12 protein-coding genes are annotated in these 17,763 nt (G+C 66.1%); 4 read left to right on the top strand and 8 right to left on the bottom strand.

Features of this window, described 5'->3' with window-relative positions:
* Positions 1 to 48 precede the first annotated feature (48 nt).
* Together rsgA and VVD47_RS01750 are read right to left on the bottom strand one after the other, a co-directional pair.
* Positions 49 to 936 (bottom strand): ribosome small subunit-dependent GTPase A, encoded by an 888-nt coding sequence (gene rsgA / locus VVD47_RS01745; protein ID WP_327601674.1) that lies wholly within the window; start codon positions 934 to 936, stop codon positions 49 to 51.
* Positions 933 to 2,180 carry a M48 family metallopeptidase gene (locus VVD47_RS01750; RefSeq protein WP_327601675.1) on the bottom strand — a complete coding sequence of 416 codons (1,248 nt, stop codon included), beginning with the start codon at positions 2,178 to 2,180 and terminating at the stop codon, positions 933 to 935. Before VVD47_RS01750 ends, rsgA begins: the two co-directional genes overlap by 4 nt.
* Before the next feature lie 56 nt (positions 2,181 to 2,236).
* On the opposite strand from VVD47_RS01750, the gene orn reads away from it, so the two are divergent.
* The 3 genes from orn (at position 2,237) to ilvN (ending at position 5,087) form a co-directional block, all read left to right on the top strand.
* Positions 2,237 to 2,788 (top strand): oligoribonuclease, encoded by a 552-nt coding sequence (orn, locus tag VVD47_RS01755; protein WP_327603168.1) that lies wholly within the window; start codon positions 2,237 to 2,239, stop codon positions 2,786 to 2,788.
* Positions 2,789 to 3,112: 324 nt separating this feature from the next.
* Positions 3,113 to 4,774 (top strand): acetolactate synthase large subunit, encoded by a 1,662-nt coding sequence (ilvB, locus tag VVD47_RS01760; RefSeq protein WP_327601676.1) that lies wholly within the window; start codon positions 3,113 to 3,115, stop codon positions 4,772 to 4,774.
* Position 4,775: 1 nt separating this feature from the next.
* Positions 4,776 to 5,087, top strand: a complete 312-nt coding sequence (ilvN, locus tag VVD47_RS01765) for an acetolactate synthase small subunit (RefSeq protein WP_327601677.1) — start codon at positions 4,776 to 4,778, stop codon at positions 5,085 to 5,087.
* Here the strand turns inward: ilvN and VVD47_RS01770 are convergent.
* From VVD47_RS01770 to VVD47_RS01795, 6 genes are all read right to left on the bottom strand, one after another.
* A complete protein-coding gene (locus tag VVD47_RS01770; protein ID WP_327601678.1) occupies positions 5,070 to 9,512 on the bottom strand; it encodes an EAL domain-containing protein in 4,443 nt (1,480 codons plus the stop codon). The two genes, ilvN and VVD47_RS01770, sit on opposite strands and share 18 nt — an antisense overlap.
* A 28-nt stretch (positions 9,513 to 9,540) precedes the next feature.
* Entirely contained in the window at positions 9,541 to 10,560 is a 1,020-nt protein-coding gene (locus VVD47_RS01775) for an ABC transporter substrate binding protein (RefSeq protein ID WP_327601679.1), read from the bottom strand.
* Positions 10,561 to 10,609: 49 nt separating this feature from the next.
* A complete protein-coding gene (locus tag VVD47_RS01780; RefSeq protein ID WP_327601680.1) occupies positions 10,610 to 12,700 on the bottom strand; it encodes a TonB-dependent receptor plug domain-containing protein in 2,091 nt (696 codons plus the stop codon).
* Between the two features lie 217 nt (positions 12,701 to 12,917).
* Entirely contained in the window at positions 12,918 to 13,751 is an 834-nt protein-coding gene (locus tag VVD47_RS01785; RefSeq protein WP_327601681.1) for a hypothetical protein, read from the bottom strand.
* Entirely contained in the window at positions 13,748 to 14,554 is an 807-nt protein-coding gene (locus tag VVD47_RS01790; RefSeq protein ID WP_327601682.1) for a hypothetical protein, read from the bottom strand. The genes VVD47_RS01785 and VVD47_RS01790 overlap by 4 nt, the downstream gene beginning before the upstream one ends.
* Positions 14,551 to 16,332 (bottom strand): thiamine pyrophosphate-binding protein, encoded by a 1,782-nt coding sequence (locus VVD47_RS01795; protein ID WP_327601683.1) that lies wholly within the window; start codon positions 16,330 to 16,332, stop codon positions 14,551 to 14,553. The genes VVD47_RS01790 and VVD47_RS01795 overlap by 4 nt, the downstream gene beginning before the upstream one ends.
* A 294-nt stretch (positions 16,333 to 16,626) precedes the next feature.
* Here VVD47_RS01795 and aroC point away from each other — a divergent pair, with 294 nt between their 5' ends.
* A complete protein-coding gene (gene aroC, locus VVD47_RS01800) occupies positions 16,627 to 17,760 on the top strand; it encodes a chorismate synthase (protein ID WP_327601684.1) in 1,134 nt (377 codons plus the stop codon).
* Positions 17,761 to 17,763: the final 3 nt, after the last annotated feature.

Here is a 17,763-nt window from a genome sequence, read left to right on the forward strand (position 1 = left end):
CCCGCCTTACACAGAACGCCACCTCCGGGTGGCGTTCTGCTTTTGTGTTCAGTAGCGAGGCAGTGCGCGGTGCTCGTCGAGCAGTTTGCGCAGGACGCCGAAACGCCGGGCGTGGATGTCGCCGTTCTCGTACGCAGTGCGCACGACGCAGCCCGGTTCGTTGTCGTGCCAGCAGTCGCGGAAACGACACTGGCCGAGCAGCGGGCGCAACTCGCGAAAACCGCGTTCGATCTCTTCGCGGGCCAGGTGCGCCAGGCCAAAGGCTTGCAGCCCCGGGCTGTCGATCAGACGGCTATCAGCGTCCAGTTGGTAAAGACGGGCATGCGTGGTCGTGTGCTTGCCGCTGTCGAGCGCTGTCGAGATTTCGCGCGTGTCGGCGCCCGCGTCGGGAATCAGTGCATTAGTCAGGGTCGACTTGCCCATGCCCGACTGCCCGACGAAGAGTGAGGTATGACCATGCAGATGATCGCGCAGGACTGCGATGTCGCCTTGTCTGGCGGATAGTTCGAGGACCGGATAGGCAAGCGCGGCGAACGGTTCCAGCTGGTGACGGGCTTCCGCCAGCCGCTCGCTGAGATCGCACTTGTTGAGGAGGATCAGCGCCTGCAGGCCCTGCGATTCAGATGCGCAAATGCAGCGACTGATCAACTCATCGCTGAACCCGGGTGCGGTCGCGGTGACGATGACGACCTGCGTAACATTGGCGGCGATCAGCTTTTCCTTGAACGCGTCGGCCCGGTACAGCAGGCTGTCACGTTCGATCAGCTTCTCGATGACGCCTTGGCCAGGCGCTGTCTCCGCGACCTGCACGTGATCGCCACAGGCGATGACACTTTTCTTGGCGCGGGGAAAACACAGGCGCGTCTCGCCATCTTGTCCAAGGACTTCGTACTGCCGACCGAAAGCGGCCACGACCGTGCCGCGCAAGGTGCTCATGTGGCTTGCAGTCGGGCTATGCGGATGGCTGCGGGCGGATGGGAGTCGTAGAAAAGCGAGTAGAGCGGGTCCGGTGTCAGCGTGCTGGCATTGTCCCGGTAAAGCTTGACCAGGGCGCTGACGAGGTCGCGGGCGTTCGCGTGGCTGGCGGCGTAGGCGTCGGCTTCGAACTCGTGCTTGCGTGACCACATGCTCATCAACGGGCTGAACGGAAACAGCAGAACCGGCAGCGCCAGCGAGAACAGGATGAGCGCTCCGGCGGGGCTCGGTTCGTCCAGCCCCAGCCCGTTGTAGAACCATATCTGCTGGCTCAGCCAGCCCAACAGCGCCAGCAGGGCGAAGGACAGCAGGGCGACGATGCCCAGGCGTTGCCACAGGTGGCGATGGCGGAAATGTCCGAGTTCATGCGCCAGCACGGCTTCGATCTCCGACGGCTGCAGCGACTTGATCAGCGTGTCGAAGAAGACGATGCGCTTGCCTGCACCGAAGCCGGTGAAGTAGGCATTGCCATGCGCCGACCGGCGGGAGCCGTCCATCACGAACAGCCCCTTCGAACGGAAGCCGCAGCGAACCAGCAGCGCATTGACGCGATCGGCAAGCGAGGCGTCTGCGAGTGGTTCGAACTTGTTGAACATCGGCGCGATGAAGACGGGGTAGATCACCATGCCTGCGAGGTTCACGCTCAGCCAGAACCCCCAGGCCCAGGCCCACCAGTTTTCACCTGCGGCCGTCATCAGCCAGAGTACGACGGCGAGAAGCGGCGCACCGATCAACACGGCCAGCAGGCCTTGCTTCAGCGTGTCGGCAATGAACAGGCGAGGCGTCATGCGATTGAAGCCGAACCGCGCCTCCAGGCCGAACACGCGGTAAAGCGTCGAAGGCAGGTCAATCACGAAACCGGCGATCGCGAGAATTCCGAACAGCAGGAGTCCGGCCAGGATGCCCGCCTTGGCGTGGATCCCGGAGGCCAGTTCGGTCATCGCCTGCAGGCCACCGCCGACCGTCAGCCACAGCAGCCAGGCCGTGCCGATGGCGAGTTCCACGAGACCCAGCCTCAGCTTGGCGACGGTGTAGTCCGCCGACTTGCGGTGGGCGCTCAACTCGATGCTGTCGGCGAAGGCAGCGGGCACGGCATCGCGATGGGCTGCAACGTGCCGCAGGTGGCGGCGTGCAAGCCAGACGCGAACGATGACGCTGAGCGCGACGGCAAGAACGAACAGGGTGGCGAAGAGCGATGCTGTCATCGACGGATGCGCATGCGACAATCCGCCGCCGCACGCTGAATGGAAAGAGGAAAATTATGGCACAGGACCCGAATCACCTCGTCTGGGTGGACATGGAAATGACCGGACTGGATCCGGATCGGGACCGCATCATCGAGGTTGCGATGATCGTCACCGATGCCAACCTGAATGTCGTGGCGCAAAGCCCCGAGGTCGCTGTGCACCAGCCCGATAGCGTGCTGGACGGCATGGACGAATGGAACCGCAATACCCACGGCAAGTCCGGACTGATCGACCGGGTCAAGGCCTCCACGCTGGATGAGTCCGCCGCGCAGGCGCAGCTTCTTGAGTGGATGCGGCAGTACGTCGATCGTCGCGTCAGCCCCATGTGCGGAAATTCGGTATGTCAGGACCGCCGCTTCATGGCGCGTGGAATGCCTGTGCTCGAAGACTGGTTCCACTACCGCAACCTCGATGTCTCCACCGTCAAGGAACTGGCGCGACGCTGGAACCCGGATGTTTTCAAGGGTGTGAGCAAGAAAGGCGCACACACGGCCCTGGCCGACATCCAGGAGTCCATCGAGGAACTGCGCCACTACCGCGATCATTTCCTCAAACTGGCCATGTAAATCGCCGTTGCTCCGGGAAAGCCGGTACTTGAGCCGGCCGTGCCCTTGTGCTTCAATGCGAGGGCGTTTCTCACTTCTGTCTGCTTTTACCCGTGAACTCCGTCCGTTACTCCGTCTCCGCTGCCCCGATCGCCCACAAGGCGCTCGCCGTAGTCGTACGCGTAGTAGTAGGCGTAGGCGGCAACGCGCCGTAACGGGGAGAAATCGGACTCAAGGATTTCAACCCCCGCCGGCGTGCCGGACGGGGGTTTTTCTTTTCCAGCCTCCGCCGCGCAAGCAAATGCGTAGTCCGGGCCATCCGGACAAGACTTGGAGGCACTACCCATGCAGTACTCAGGCGCACAGTTGATCGTCCGGTTGCTAGAGCAGCAGGGCATCACCACCGTAGCCGGCATTCCCGGCGGGGCGGCCTTGCCGCTCTACGACGCTCTGTCGCAGAGCAAGATCCACCACGTGCTGGCCAGGCACGAGCAGGGCGCGGGCTTCATCGCCCAGGGCATGGCCCGCGCGACCGGCCGGGCGGCGGTCTGCATCGCATCCAGCGGCCCGGGCGCCACCAACCTGGTCACCGCGATTGCGGACGCCAAGCTGGATTCGATTCCGCTGGTCTGCATCACCGGGCAGGTGCCCTTGTCGATGATCGGTACCGACGCCTTCCAGGAGGTGGATACCTATGGGCTGTCGATCCCGGTCACCAAGCACAACTGGCTGGTGCGCGACGTGCGTGAACTGCTCACGGTAATTCCGGAAGCCTTCCGCATCGCCGAATCCGGCCGCCCCGGCCCGGTGTGGATCGACGTTCCGAAGGACGTGCAGAACGCGGTGATCGACCTCGCGGAGCTGCCTGCACCGGGTAAGGCCGATCCGCTGCCGGAGCTCGACGCGGCGGCCATATCGCGTGCCGCCGACATGATCAACCGGGCCGAGCGGCCAGTGCTCTACCTCGGTGGTGGCGTGGTGGCATCGAACGCGACGACGCAGGCGATCATGTTTGCAGAGCAGGCCAGCCTGCCCACGACCATGACCTTGATGGGCCTGGGCACGCTGCCTGCCGATCATCCGCTGTCGCTGGGCATGCTGGGGATGCACGGCGCGCGGTTCACGAACTACATGCTCAACGAAGCCGACCTGCTGATCGTCGTCGGCGCGCGCTTCGACGATCGCGCGATCGGCAAGGCCGAGAAGTTCTGCCCTGACGCCGGCATCATCCACATCGACATCGACGAGTCGGAGCTCGATAAGATCAAGAAGGCTCACGTGGGCATCCGTGGTGACGTGAAACAGGTGCTGGAGCTTCTTCTTCCGCAGGTGCAGGTGACGCTGCGCGAAAGCTGGCTGGCGCGCATGGCCGAACTGAAGGCTGCGCACCCGCTGCAGATGCCTGATCTCGATGACCCGCGCAGCCATTACGGCTTGATCCGTGTGGTGGCCGAGCAACTGGATGACGAAGCCACCATCACCACCGATGTCGGCCAGCACCAGATGTGGGTTGCCCAGGCCTATCCGCTGCGTCGGCCACGCCAGTGGCTGACTTCCGGCGGGCTGGGCACGATGGGCTTCGGCATGCCGGCGGCGATCGGTGCGGCCCTGGCGGAGCGCGAGCGCACCGTCGTGTGCTTCTCGGGTGACGGCAGCATCATGATGAACATCCAGGAACTGGCGACGGCTGCAGAAGAGGGCGCCAACATCAAGATCGTGCTGATGGACAACCAGGCGCTGGGCATGGTGTACCAGCAGCAGGGCATGTTCTACAGCGAACGCTTCTACGCCGTGGGCTATCGTCGCCCGACCGATTTCGTCGCACTGGCGAAGGCATGCGGCATCCGCGGCGTCGACCTCGATGCAAGCGATGACCCGAAGGCTCTGCTGGCTGATGCATTGCATACGCCCGGCCCCTGCCTGATCCATTGCTCGATCGACGTGCAGCAGCGCGTCTATCCCATGGTGCCGCCCGGTGCCGCCAACACCGAAATGATCGGAGGCTGACATGAACGCACGCGAAGGTTTTGCCGAAACCGGCTTCCAGAAGGCGGTGCTTGAACTGACCGTCAACAACCATCCGGGTGTGATGTCGCACGTGGCCGGGCTGTTCGCGCGTCGTGCCTTCAACGTGGAGGGCATACTGTGCATGCCGATGGAAGGTGGCCGGCACAGCCGCATCTGGCTGCTTGTGCGCGAAGATGCGCGTCTGGCGCAGATGGTCAAACAGGTGGAGAAGCTGGAGGACGTGCTGGAGGTGTCACGGCACGGCGCCGACCATCAGGTCTTCGAGCGCCTGGAGTCATTTTTCCGGCAGTAGGCTTTCCCGCGGCAACACCCTGGCAGCGAAGTCTTCCGCTGCCAGTGGTGGGCTGATGTGATAGCCCTGGATGTAGTCGCAGTTCATCTCCGCCAGGCGCTCGCGCTGTTCGGGGTACTCCACGCCTTCGGCGACGACCTGCAGGTCGAGGGTGTGGGCCAGCGCGACGATGCCCCGCACGATGGCGTTGTCAGATTCGCTCTGCGCCAGGTGGTCGATGAAGGACTTGTCGATCTTCAGCACGTCGACCGGCAGCCGCTTGAGGTAGCTCAGCGAGGAGTAGCCGGTGCCGAAATCATCGATCGCCAGCTCGATGCCCATGTCGCGCAACTGGTGCAGCATGGAAACGGCCTCGCCGGCCTGCTCCATCCACACGCTCTCGGTGATCTCGAAGATCAGGTGACGCGGCGACAACCCGTTGTCGCGCAGCGCATGCTCGACCTGGGCGATGAAGCTCGACTCCCGCAACTGCGCACTGGACAGGTTGATGGCGACGCGGACCTCGCGATGGCCGGCTTCGATCCACTGGCGTAGCTGCGCGCAGGCCTCGTGCAGCACCCAGTTGCCGATCGGGACGATGAGCCCGGTTTCTTCCGCCAGCGGAATGAACTCCAGCGGCGAGATCCGGCCGTGGGTGGGGTGCTGCCAGCGCAACAGGGCCTCGGCGCAGTACAGGCGGCCGGTGCCGTCGACCTGCGGCTGGTAATGCAGGGCCAGTTCGTTGCGTTCGATGGCGCGACGCAGGGCGTTTTCAAGTCGCAGGTGGTCACCTGCGCGGGCGCCCATGCCGGCCTCGTAGAAGGCGAAGCCCTGGTTGCTGCGCTTGGCGTGGTACATCGCCGAGTCCGCGTGCCGCAACAGGGTGCTGACGTCTTCGCCGTCCTGCGGATAGGCGGCAATGCCCACGCTGGCGGACACGAAGACTTCGTGGTCGTCGATGTGGAAGGGTTCCGCCAGTTCGCTGGCGATCTTCTGGGCGGCCGCGGCTGCGGCCTGCACGCTAGGCAGATCGTCGAGCAGCACCGTGAACTCGTCGCCACCGAGGCGCGCGACACCGTCGCTGTTGCGCACGCAATTCTTGATGCGCTGGGCCACCGACGACAGCAGGCGGTCGCCACTTTCGTGGCCGAGTGAATCGTTGACGAACTTGAAGCGGTCGAGATCGAGGAACAGCACGGCCAGCATGCTCTGCTGGCGGCGGCTGTAATCGATGCGCTGCTTCAGGCGCTCGACGAAAAGGGTGCGGTTGGGCAGGCCGGTCAGCGGATCGTTGTAGGCGAGGTGGCGCACATGCCGCTCGGCCCGCACCGCCTCGATGCTGCGGCGGACGCGCTGGACGACGACATTGAAGTGCAGCGGCTTGGTGATGTAGTCGCTGGCACCGGCCGCGAACGCGCGTTCCACCGAGTGACGGTCGTCCAGCGCGGTGATCATCAGCACCGGCATGTCCCGGCCATGCGGCAGGCTCTTGATGACGGCACAGGCGGCGATGCCATCCATCTCCGGCATCATGGCATCCATCAGCACCAGGTCCGGCGTCACGCGTTCCAGCACTTCCAGTGCGGCGCGGCCGTTCTCGGCTTCATCCACCACGATGCCATTGAGCTGCAGGGCATAGCGCAAGGCGTTGCGGGTGCTGCGGTCGTCGTCCACCACCATCACGCGGGCGGATTCGGCGTGGCGGCTGGCAATGGCCTGCGGGGTGGCGACCAGCAGTTCCTTCAGGGTCAGCTCCGCCTGGGCGAACTCACCGTCGACGCGGTCGAGCAGCGCCAGCGCCTGGTCGACCGGCAGGTGACGGGCATGCGCCTCGACTTCGCGGATCGAGTCGGCCAGCCGGAGCACGCCCAGATTGCCGGCAGCGCCCTTGATGCGATGGGCATGCTGGCTCAGGGCATCGAAGTCCTGGCTTTGCAGGGCTTCGCGCAGCTTGGGCAGACCGTCGCGGGTGTCTTCCAGGAAGGGTTCGATGGCTTCGTTCAGCGCGCCGCCCAGCGCGTCCTGCATGCGGCCGATGACGTTGGAGTCGATGCTGGCGTCGCCGGCGAGCACGGTGGCCGTCGAGCGGCTGTGCAGCGCATCGCCGAGATTGCGTTGCGGCAACCAGTGCAGCAGGGTGGCGCGCAGTGCGTCGAGCGTGATCGGCTTGGCGAGGTGCGCATCCATGCCGGCGTCCAGGCACTTGCGGATATCTTCCTCGGCCACGTTGGCGCTGATCGCGACGATGGGGACGCGGGCACCGCTGGCTTGTTCCATCGCGCGGATGGTCCTGGCGATCTGGTAGCCGTCCATGCCGGGCATCTGGCAATCGAGCAACACGATGTCCCAGGACTGGCGCTCTACAGCGGCCAGCGCGGCGCGGCCGTCACCGGCGACCTCGCAGCGCACGCCGAGCATCCCCAGCATGGTGTGCATGACGATCTGGTTGCTGCGATGGTCTTCGATGACCAGTACCCGCAGATCCGCGAAGCGTCCGCCGGTGCTGGGCAACAGCGGCGGTTGTGCTGCCAGCCGCTCCGCCTGCGTGGTCAGGCCGTTCCTGAGGCGCTGGAAGCGCAGGGGCTTGGCGATCACCGCATCCCAGTCGCTGGCGCCTTCCATGTTGCCCGGCGAGGTGCGCATCGGTTGCGCGAGCGCTACCCAGCGTAGTGCCGCCTGCGGATAGGTGGCGCGCAGGGTGAGCAACTGGACGGTGCTGCTCGCAGGCATGTCGAGATCGAAGAGCACGGTGTCCCAGGGCTGACCCTGCTCATGGGCATCGATCAACTGCTGCTGTGCCTGGGTGGCGTTCGCACAGATGTGGCAGCTGTAGCCGAGATACGGCAGCCACGCGCGGCAGAAGGCCTGGTTGACGGGACTGTCGTTCACCAGCAGGGCGCGCTTCGTGGCCGATGGCAAGGTCGATGCGCTGGACGTGGCGACGGGCAGGGCCAGCTCCAGCCAGAAGCAGCTCCCCGCGCCTTGCTGGCTGTCGACGCCCAGCGTGCCACCCATCAGGTCGACGAGCTGGCGGCAGATGGCCAGCCCCAGCCCACTGCCTTCATGCCGGCGGGAGGCAAGACTGTCGCCCTGGGTGAAAGAATCGAAGATGCGCTGCTGCGTCGCGGGTGCGATGCCGGGGCCGGTATCGCGCACTTCGATGCGGACGGCGCAGTGATCGTTGGCAACCCGACCGATCTGCAACAGGACCGAGACGCTGCCATGGTCGGTGAACTTCACGGCGTTGCCGACGATGTTGGTGAGCACCTGGCGCAGGCGCCGTGCATCGCCCACGACCCTCGCGTCCAGTGCGCCGTCCGGCGCGTAACCCAGGTCCAGGCCCTTGCGGAAAGCCTGCGGCGCCAAGGTGTCCAGCACCTCTTCCACCACCTGGACGAGGTCCACCGGGTGCTGGGCCAGCTGCAATTTGCCGGCTTCCAGCTTCGAGAAATCCAGGACGTCGTTCACCAGTTCCAGCAGGTAGCGGGCGGACGACCAGGCCAGTTCGGTGAGCTGGTGCTGGTGCTGCGGCAGGCGGGAGGCGATCAGCATGTCCAGCGTGCCGATCACGCCATTGAGCGGCGTGCGGATCTCGTGGCTGACGGTCGATGCGAACTGCGCCTTCATGGCCGCGAAGGCGACGGCCATGTCGCGCGATGCAATCAGCTGCTGCTCACGCTCTTCCAGCACGCTCATCATGCTGTTGAAGGCGCGCGACATGTCGGCGATGTCGCGCGCGCCGCGTACGTCGGCGCGCACGTCGCGCTCGCCTAGCTCCGCGCGATGCATGTTGGCGGAAAGCTGGGCGACCGGTCGGGTCAGGCGTTCCGTCAGCATGCGGATGATGATCAGGAAGGCGAGCGCGAACACCACCGCGACGATCAGGTTGGTGATGAAGATGTTGTCGCGCAGGGCGGTGAGCGAGTCCTTGCTCAACACGATGCGTACGCTGCCTAGGGATTTCTTCGACGGGTCGGCGAGTTCGAAGGGATTGCCGTCGGCACCGTTGTCCATCGCCACGGCGGCCTGCAGCCCCCAGCTGCTTTCGTTCTCGAAGGCCAGCACGACCTTGTTGTCGAATTCCGTCGGCGTTCCCTGGCTGGCTGGCGCCGACCAGCTGACGCCGGGGCGGGCCTTGCTCAGCAGGCTGCGGCCCTGCTCGTCCACAATTTCCACCAGCATGACGTCGGGGAAGGAGTAGGTGGTCGACACCGCTTCCGCGATGTTCTCGGCCGAGCCCACGAGCAGGGCAAGGCGACTTTGTTCTGCCAGGCGCTCGGCGATGCCGGCACCCTGGCGCAGCAGGGTCTGGCGGGTCTGCGTGGAGCTGTGGAGCGTGCTTGCCAGCGAAGCGAGGAAGGCCAGCACGAAGACGCCGGCCGTGACCGTCAGCGCGATCTGCTGTTTGAAGGTGGCGTTGTGGAAGCGCTCGGCCAGTCGATTCATGTCAGGTGTCGTGGTCGTGGCGGAGGCGTCAGGGTGTCGGGAAGACCAGGCTGACACCGAGTTCGGTCGTATTCACGCGCAGGCCCAGGTGGTTGGCGCTGCGCACGTTGACGGCCAGCAAGGTGTCCTGCAAGGGCAGAAGGCCGCGTGCGGTGCCGCTGCCAGCCGCGACTTGCGCCGCACTGCCAAGGCGGCGACCGAGTTCGAGGTTGTCCGGGTAGAGGGCGAACAAGGCGCCGCGGCGCACATGCGCGAGCGAGCTGGAGAACACCGGGATGGAGCGGTTCCAGCCTTCTTCCAGCACGTAGGGCAGTACGACGGTGTCGTCCACGGCGACGCTGTCCTGCACCAGCCATACGGCGTCGCGGCCGCGCTCGGCTTCGGCAAATATCTCCTGGAAGGTGCGTGCCGCGGCCTTGGCGTCCGCGGCCTCGTAGCGGACGAGTTCCAGCCCTTGCTGGCGTGCGGCGTCGACGGCCAGTTTCATCATCCAGCCATTCTGCGCCGCATTGAAGACTGTGAGCACTCTGCGCGTGGCGGGTGCGATCTGCTTCAGGCGGGTGAACAGCAGCACGGGCGACGGTGCGAGGCTGTGCAGTTGCACCGTGGCGGCGTCGTTTTCCGAGGTGTGCAGCACGGCGCCTGCCACCACCGGCAGGCCGCTGTTGAGGGTATCGGCCATGCGCAGACCATTGCGCCCGAGTGCGATCAGCACCTTGGTGTCGTTGCGGCGGAGTTCGTCGAGCACTTCCTGCGAGGTCGTGGCGGCGCCCAGCTTCTGCGAGAACACCCGGCCGCGGCTGCGTTGCTGGATGCCTTCGACGATCTGCGAAAAGATGCTGCGGTAGGGCTCGCCGATGTCCGGATACAACACCGTGGTGCCGGACTCGGTGCTCGCCGGGCGTGCCGGTCGTGTCGTGTCGTCGTTCTGCGCGAGCAGCGGGCCGCCGGCGGGCGCCGCCAGCGCCAGTGCGGGCTGCGACAGCACGACCATCAGCAGCCAGCGCAGGCCGGCCCGCCAGCGACGCCTCAGGTCAGCGTGGCGCATGGGGCAGCGGAGCGGAAGTTGCGGAATGGGCCGGGCAACGGGCGGGCACTCAGAAACCGTAGGTGACGGATACGTAGTAACTGCGGCCAGGCAGGGGAATGTCGCCCGGAATCCGTCCGGGTGAGGGGCTGGGGTCGCGGGCGTCGGCATCGCCGAGGTTGCGGATCACGAAGTTGATGGCGCCCTTCGGGATCAGGCTGGTGTTGCGCAGGACCAGATCGGCCAGGGTGTAGCCGTCCAGCGGTACCCGCGTGTCGCCGGCGTCACGCGGGCGTTCGGTGATATGCGTCAGTTGCGGCGACAGCCACCAGCCGGGCAGGAACTGCCAGTCGGCACGCGCATGGAAACGGTGTTGCGGAACGTTCGCTGCCGGACGATCGGTTTCCGGGTCCACGGCGTCCTGATAGGAATAGTTGCCGGCCAGGTGCAGTCGCGGCACCGGGTCCCAGCTGCCTTCCAGTTCGAAACCCTTGCCACGCAGGCGGCCGGCGTTCTGCGCGGTGTTGCCGGTGCTGGGGTCGCCGTTGGGAACGAAGCGCAGGATGTCTTCCATGTCGTACTGGAAAACGTTGAAACCGACCTGGGTGCGCGGGTCGATCTGCCAGGAGATGGCGGCCTCCACGGTTTCGATGGTCTCCGGCTTGAGGTTGGGGTTGCCCACCGCCACCGGGTTGTTGATGTTGTACAGCTCCGCGAACGATGGCGGGCGGAACGCCCGTCCGTACAAGAGCTTGGTGGTGACGTTGTAGGCGGCGTCCCAGACCAGGGCGAGACGCGGGTTGGTGGTGCCGCCGAAGTCCGAGTAATCGTCATGGCGTATGCCGGCCGTCAGCGTGAGGTCGCGGATCATCTGCCACTCGTCCTGCAGGTACGCGTACTGGATCTGCCGCGCATGCGGGCGCAGGAAAGGGGCCGTGTCCGAAACGTCCTGGATGCCGCCCAGCGGCACCGGCACGTAGCCGTTGCCCGGCACATACACGTAGGTGTAGTTCTTCTGTTCCTTGATGCGGTAGATGTCCTGGTCGACATAGCCGACGCCGACGCGTGCGCGATGGTCCTTGAGGCCGGTGTAGAGCAGCGAGCCGTTCACGGCGCTGCGTCGTTCCCATTTTTCGGGCCGGCCGATCATGCCTTGCGGAAAGCTGCCACCGAAGGAACCCGGCGGAAACAGCACCAGATCCGAATACTCGTGGCGATCCGCGTACTGGAGCTGGACCGTCGCGCCAAGTGTCTCGGTGAGTTTCGGCGCGGCCCAGGTGAGGTCTGCCGTCAGTTGCTCGGATTCGTTGCGGCCGGTCGGGTCCAGCGCGTCGGCCACGCCCGAGCCGGTACCGAGGTCGCCGCGCTTCTTGTAGGCGCTGCGGAACTGGAACTGGCTGTACTTCAGGTCGATCGCCGCGTCCAGTTCGCGCCGCGTATTCGTCATGGGGCCGGGAGCATGCGAGGCACGTGTGCCGAAGAGACCGTCCAGGCTCGTCTGTGCGTCGGCATCGATGCTGGCATCGTTGCCGGTTGAGCGGCCGATGCGCAGGAAACCCGCCGCGCTGAGCCCGCCGATGCGGCCGGTCTGGCGCAGGCTGCCGCTGTAGGTGTCGAAACTGCCGGCGTCAGCGCGCACGGTGGTGCCTGGCTGGAAGTCCGGATCTTTCGTGAAGATGCTGATGACGCCCGCCATCGCCTCCGCACCATACAGCGCGGAACCGGGTCCACGCACGACTTCGATGCGCGCGATGTTGTCGACCGGTACGCTGCTCCACAGGTTGCCGCGGTCGCCGACCACGGCGCTGGTCATCGGCACGCCGTTGATGAGCACCAGCACCTGCTGGTTGTACTGGCTGTAGATGCCGCGGAAGGCATACACGGGGATGGTGCCGAAGGTGTGCACGATCTGCAGGCCGGGCACCTGGGTCAGGACGTCGTCGAGATCGCGCGCGCCCATGGCTTCGATGTCTGCCGCAGTGAACACGCTGGCGACGGAGGGCGCGCGTGCCACGGGTTGGGCGCTGCCCGTGGCAACGCTGACGGTGGTCTTGTCACCGTAGATCTGGGACAGGTCTTCTTCTTCCAGACCGGCAGCGTGGGCACCGCTGCCGACGAGGATCAGCCAGGACAGCCTCCAGCGTTTCCAGTGCTTGCGCATGTCACCTCCACGTTTTCTTCTGGGGCACCCTTGAATATCGGGAAGAGCCGCGCCGGGATTGGCTGTCCGGCGAACTCGCGTGCGGCGTGAAGGTAGCACGACTGGGGCCGCGCGGTGCGCGGCGGGCGATGATTGTCTGCTGACCGGGGGAGCGGTCAGGCGGTCAAGACAGCGGGATCTGGAGCGGGAGTCCTGCCTTGCTGTGGCAGCCGAGACTTCAGTCCGAAGGCCAGGAGCGGGGCGCCACCCCGGTGTATTGCACATCCTCCACGCGCTGCGGCATGACCGCGTGGGCAGGCTTCTCGAGGGCTTCGAGGTAGCAGGGCAGCATGCCGGCGAGGAAGGCCGGGAAGCTGCACAGGTAGTACTGGCGCACGTCCAGGCCCATGTCGGCGCACAGTGACGCGGTCAGCGCGGCGTAGTTCATGCGCAGGCGGTAGCGATGCGCGAGCAGCAGCCGCTCGATGTGCTGCACCAGGCGGCAGAAAGGGCCGTCGTGCAGGCCGAGTGCCTGGGCACGCGCACGCAGCGGCGCAATGCGTTCATCGTGGCCGTTGATCGGGCGGCCGAACCCGGCAATCTTGCGTCGCTGCGCAAGCTCGCTGCGGATGCATTCGAGCAGCTTCTCGTCGCGCGCCTGATCGCTGTCCGCCTGGCTGCTCGCACGCAATGCGCGCTGCAGGAAATCCATCGCACGCAGATCGATCTGGCGGCCATAGATGGACGCTTCCGACACGGCCAGCGCGGCGGACAGGCCCAGCGTTCCGCTGCTGCGCGTACTGGCAGCCAGGGCGGCAACCCGGTTGTTCCAGAGACGTGTGTCCGGATAGCTGGTCGTCGCCCACATGCTGCTCAGCAGTTCCAGCTGAGGTCGTTCCAGGCGGCGGCCCAGCAGGCCGAAGACGTAGAGATCGAGCCAGCTCGCATCGGCGAGGTCGCGGTGCAGGTCGTGGCCGCGGAACACCGCGCGGGTGCCGGGAAAAGCAGCGCCGACGCGGGTGCGAAGCGGGCCGCGATGCGCGTCCAGCGGATGGGCCGCCTGCCGGCTCATGCGGCCTCCCGCGACGGCACGACGGCATCGGGGTCGTCACCGAGTTCGACGCCGCCGTACGGAAATGCCTTGTAGTGTGTCGTGCGCTGCTCCAGCGCATGCGCGGCGGCCCCCGGCAGGGTCAGCAACAGGTGGAGCATTTCGGCCTGCGCGGCATCCAGGCCAAGGTCGAAGCTGGCCGCGGCGGACACGCCGCAGAAGTTCAGCCCTTCACCCGCCAGGCTGCGCAGCGCGGTCTCGTGCCGGTCCAGGTAGCTCAGGGCGCCGTCCGGCACATGGCGGGCGAGTTGCGCGATAGCCTGGCGTACCGGCAGCGGTGTCGTTGCGTCGTACGGACCGAAGCCGGGCCAGGAGGCGTGTCGGGGCCAGATGTCCAGCGCCTCGTTCTGCGTGGTCTCCAGCATCGTCGGCAGGGCGGTGAAATCACCCTTGCAGGCTCGCCAGGCGGTCACGGCCTCGAATACTTCACGCGCGCCACCGGCACGTCCTGCGCCCACTGCCAATGCGGCCTGCAGGCAGGCTGCCGCGGGTGAGCCGCCGACGGCGCCGGCCATGGCGGCGTGCACTGCGGGATGACGCGGGCCGGGGTTGGCCAGCGCGACCATCAGGTCGCTTGCCAGTGCTGCCTGCGTGGCTGTCGGCAGCTCGCCGGTGAGCATCAGCAACAGCATCTGCGGCCAGGTGATGCGACCGAGCAACTCACCGTAGACGTCGTAGCCATGACAACGGGCGACTTCGGCCTGGTAGGCGCTGTCGGCGCTGGCCGTCTCCTGCCAGATGCGCGTGCTGAGTTGCGCACTCATTTGGCGGTGCCCAGCGCCGCCAGACGCATGGTGATGGGAGGGACTTCCTCCGGATCGATGCGCACGTCGATGAGGCAGGGGCCGGGCTTCGCCAGCGCGTCGGCGAGGTTGAACTCCAGCAGCTCGGCGTAGGTGTCGATGTTGTAGGCCCGCACGCCCATGGCTCGCGCCATCGCCGCGAAGTTGGTCGAGGGCAGCTTGTGGCCGATGGATTCCGCCTGTGCCAGGCGCTGGCCGTGGCGCACCATGCCGAGCGAGGAATCGTTGAGGATCACGTAGGCGACGCTGAGCTCTTCGGCAAGGGCGACACCGATCTCCTGGCCGTTCATGAGATAGCTGCCGTCACCGGTGAGGCAGATCACCGGGCGACGACGGTCTGCCATGGCGAGGCCGACGGCAGCCCCGATGGCCCAGCCCATCGGGGCGAAATTCATCAGGACCTGCAGCCAGTTGCGGTTGCCCTGGCGCACGTTCTGTCCGCCGCCCTGTGGCTGACTGCGGCGCAGGCCACGCCGGTCGGCGATCTCCAGGCGGTTTACCGCCCAGGCCGTGCTGTTGCCGGCATCCGCCACCACGCGCGCCTGTGGCGGACACTGGCGCGACAGGAAGCGCATGAGCGCCGAGGGCGGCACCGGGGCAACCGGCGATGCGGGCGGATCGGCCGGGCGGGCCAGGTTGCCGCCGATGCGGGCAAGCGTCGGCGCCGAGGACGCGGGCTCGATGTCGAACTGCCCGAGCAGGTGCTGCATCAGGCTCGGAAGGTGGGAAAACACATGATGGCCGGCCATCGGCGAGCCGAGCAGGTGCTCGCTCTGGTCGTCGACGTGGATCAGGCGCGTGTTGAGCAGGCGCTCGCTCCAGCCGGCGCTGGTCCATTCGCTGATACCGACGCCAAAGGCGACGACGAGGTCCGGCTCGGACGCCAGCAGGTTGACCGCGCTCTCATGGCCGGCGAATCCGAACACGCCGTGGTAGCGCGGGTGCATCGGGTTGATCAGGCCCTTGGCGTCCGGCGTGCTGATGAGGTCGGCGGATACGCGATGAGCCAGTTCGATCAACGGGCCGATGATGTCGCTGCAGCCGGCGCCGATGAAGAACACCTTGCGTTGCGCGCGGCGCAGTCGGGTGACGAGGGTGTCGGCTGCCCCCAGGTCGAGCAGGGCGGGGCGGCGGGCCTGCTGTGCCAGTGTGTGCAGCGGCGTCACCTGGACGGCGCTGCGCTGGATGTCGACCGGGATCGAGATATGGCTGGGCTGGCGGCTGTGGCAGGCGTTGAGCAGCGCCGACACGATCTTGGCGTCGGCCTGTCCGGGATGGGAGATCAGTGTGTTGTAGCGGGCACAGTGGGCGAACATGCCCGGCACGTTGATGCCGGTGCAGGCGGAGTCCTGCAGGGCGCGACGGCCGAAGGACGGCAGGGGCGGCTGGCCGGTGATGGCGATCAGCGGCACGTTGTTGTCCAGCGCGGTGGCCACGCCGGTGATCATGTTGGTGGCGCCGGGGCCGGAGGTGGCGATGCACACGCCGGGCTTGCCGGTCTCGCGGGCATAGCCGTCGGCCATGAAGGCGGCGCCGGATTCATGGCGCGCCACGACGGCGCGGGGTCCACCGGCGCGTTCGCTGCGGGCCAGCGCGTTGTAGATCGGTTCGATTGCGCCACCCGGTACGCCGAACACGTATTCGATGCCGAGCTGGGCCAGGTAATGGACGATCAGGTCTGAAACGTCATTGATTGCCAGGGCCAAGCCATGGCGCGCATCGTTCGATGCGGATTGCATGGAATGCATTGTCTTCTTCCGGGGGGTATGGTGTGGTCGCTGTAGGCGCCACGCCTTTGTTTATGCGCCTTTCCGGAGATCTTAAGAACTTCGCTGTCTATTACTTGTGACATAGTTCAACAAAAACACCATTACTTTCAAAAATGCTTGGACAAGCATTTATGCGAAGGAACTTCGTCACGCCTGTGAACACGTCGGACCACCTCGCCGAGCCCTGGGTTCGGTCGCGGGACGCCGAAACCTGCGTGCTAAAATCCGCGGCTTTCCAGCCCGCGCAATCGCGCCTTCGCACCCATGTCCGGCAGTACTCTCGGCACGCTCTTCACGGTTACGTCCTTCGGTGAATCCCATGGCGCCGCCATCGGCTGCGTGGTGGACGGATGCCCGCCGGGACTGGCGCTGACCGAGGCTGACATCCAGGCCGAACTGGACAAGCGCAAACCGGGCACCTCGCGCCACGTGACCCAGCGCAAGGAGCCGGACACGGTGGAGATCCTCTCCGGCGTCTTCGAGGGCAAGACCACCGGCACGCCGATCGCGCTGCTGATCCGCAACCAGGACCAGCGTAGCGGCGACTACTCCAAGATCATGAACACCTACCGCCCCGGCCACGCGGACTACGCCTACGAGCACAAGTACGGTGTGCGCGACTACCGTGGCGGTGGGCGTTCTTCCGCACGCGAGACGGCAGTGCGCGTCGCCGCAGGCGCCATCGCGAAGAAGTGGCTGCGCGAGCGTCACGGCGTGGTGATCCGCGGCTTCATGAGCCAGCTGGGCGAGTTGCCGATTCCCTTCAAGGGCTGGCAGCACGTCGGCGAGAACGCCTTCTTCTCGCCGAACGCCGAGATCGTGCCGGAGCTGGAGGCCTACATGGATCGCATCCGCTCGGAACGCGACTCCATCGGCGCGAAGATCGATGTCGTCGCCACCAACGTGCCACCGGGCTGGGGCGAGCCGGTGTATGACCGCCTGGATGCCGACATCGCCTACGCGATGATGAGCATCAACGCCGTGAAGGGCGTGGAGATCGGCGACGGTTTCGCCACGGTCGCCCAGCGTGGCAGCGTGCATGGCGACGAACTGACCCCGGCCGGTTTCCTCAGCAACCACGCCGGCGGCGTGCTGGGGGGCATCTCGACCGGGCAGGACCTGCGCGTGTCGATCGCCATCAAGCCCACCTCCTCGATTCCGCAGGACCGCCGCTCCATCGACCGCGACGGCAACCCGGTGGCGATGATGACCACCGGTCGCCACGACCCCTGTGTCGGTATCCGTGCGACGCCGATTGCCGAGGCGATGCTGGCCCTGGTGCTGGTCGACCACGCCTTGCGCCAGCGTGCGCAGAACGGTGACGTGCGCCCGGCCGTGCCGCGTATCGCCGGGCTGGCACCCGAGGGCGTGCAGGACATTCCGTCTCCCGAAGCCTGAGCG

The sequence above is a fragment of the Uliginosibacterium sp. H1 genome, from assembly GCF_036017065.1.
Lineage (GTDB): Bacteria > Pseudomonadota > Gammaproteobacteria > Burkholderiales > Rhodocyclaceae > Uliginosibacterium.